Here is a 1987-nt window from a genome sequence, read left to right on the forward strand (position 1 = left end):
TCGTCGACCAGCCGTGGAAGATCATGTCCATCGGACTCCGCGAATGGGCGCATCGGTCATGATCACCGCTCGTTGGTATAACCCATGGTGCTGATTCCTTATGTGAAACCAACATCAGCCAGCACTTGATTTCATCAAAAGTGAGTCAGAGCCAAATTTGCACGCCGAAACACACCGATCCGACACTCTCGGCAGCCATCGTGCAGCAGCGGCCACCACATCGTTAGATAGCATTATTCGATGAGCCAATAGCTTGGCTCAACTCCTAACTTCGTTTGACAGAAGTGTTAAACCTGCACTTCACCGCTTAGCCCTGGGATGGAGTTGCCCCCAAAAGACCGGACATGCTCAGGTTTGAGATTGCGAGCTGATGAACTCGCGCGGCGATTGATATCCTAAAGCACTGTGCGGGTGAAGATTGTTGTAATGCTCGAACCAGAACGGCAGTTGAGCGATTTCGGTTTCAGCATCCGGGGTGGGATTGACCGAGACGTAATCGCGCTTGAAGGTTTTGACGAACGCCTCGGCGGGCTGCGCACCGGCGTCGTGCACGGCTCCATGCCGATGTCGCGCAGCAAGGATTCGGTGTCCTTGGCGATGAAGCAGGAGCCGTGGTCGGTAAGCCATTCGATGGGTTCGGACAGCATGTTGATGCGGCCGAAGCGGTTCTCGACAGCGGTGATCACGAGGTCGTGCACGTCTTCGCTCTTGATGCCCTCCGTGGTGGCGACATGGGCGATTGCCTCGCGGTCGCAGCAGTCGAGGGCGAAGGCGACACGGACCTTCTCCTTGTTGTCGCAGCCGATCTCGAAGCCATCGGAGCACCATCTGATGTTCGAACGTTCGACGGCGACCTGGCCGTCGTGAAGGCGATCATCGACCGCTCCGGTATGACGCACCAGCAGCAGATTGTGTAGCTTCATCACCCGGTAGACGCGCTTGGCATTGGGCCACGAACGCCCCAGTTTCCGAGCATTCCGACGCAGGATGGCATGGACACGCCGATAGCCGTAGGTGGGCGTATCGGCGATGACGGCCTTGATGTCCTCCACCAGCTCGCGATCAGGGTAGCGGCGGGCGTCCTCTGGCTCTGGAAGGGGAGCCTGCGGCACGCGCGGCGATATTCGAGCGGGCGACCCCTAAAGTTTCGCAGACGGTCTTCATTCCAAAATCCCCCTGGGAAGAGAGAGCGAGCGCAACAGATGTTTTTTTGGGCCACCGGCGATTTCGAGGGCTTCCTTCAGGATTTCGCTCTCCATCGTCTTCTTGCCCAACAGGCGTTGCAACTCCTTCACCTGGGCCTGAAGCGCCCGATATTCGGAAGCCGGAACGACCTCCTCTTCGGCGGCCGTCGCCGTCAGTGCCCCTTGGGACGCCAGCTTGCGCCAGGCAAACAACCGGTTCGGCTGGATGCCGTGTCGACGCGCGACGATACTCACCGTGGCGTCCGCCTCATAGGTCTCGTGGATGATCGCCAGCTTCTCTGCTGTGCTCCAGCGCCGCCGACGTTCCGGCCCGGAGAGGACGACTTCCATCTTAGCGAGTTGATCGGGGCAAAATCGCCGTCCCAAGTTTTCGACCTACAGTGTTCCTTCCTGCGCAAGCGTATAGACATGGGTGTCGAGCAGGTCAAAGAATCCCAGGCGCTCAGCACCAAGGCTTTGATTGATATGTCGAAGCCAATCAAGGAATTCTTTGAAAAGGTTATAGCAGACCTCAAGACGGCCTGATCGTCAGCGATCCCCGCCGTGGCAGGCCGTGACCCGCCACGGCTTTGCGCTGAGTAGCCTGGAGTACCATTCGATAATTTCCGTCGATTTGTCGGATTGATGACATCGGCTTGCGTTATAGGTGTGGGAAATCCCGGACGCTATCTACGGCTTCTTTCGCCCTCCTGCAGGAAGGGGGGCACCGTAAAGTTAACCGACGGCTGAGGAAGATGTGCGTACATGGGCCATGTCAGAAGTTGCTCGTGATCCGCTTTATC

At 57.8% G+C, this 1987-nt stretch carries 1 pseudogene; it reads right to left on the reverse strand.

What is annotated here, in order from left to right:
* Nucleotides 1-348: 348 nt before the first annotated feature.
* A pseudogene (locus AU381_RS27765) lies at nucleotides 349-1535 on the reverse strand (IS3 family transposase).
* Between the last annotated feature and the right edge of the window lie 452 nt (nucleotides 1536-1987).

The organism is Sinorhizobium glycinis, assembly GCF_001651865.1.
Taxonomy (GTDB): Bacteria; Pseudomonadota; Alphaproteobacteria; order Rhizobiales; family Rhizobiaceae; genus Sinorhizobium; species Sinorhizobium glycinis.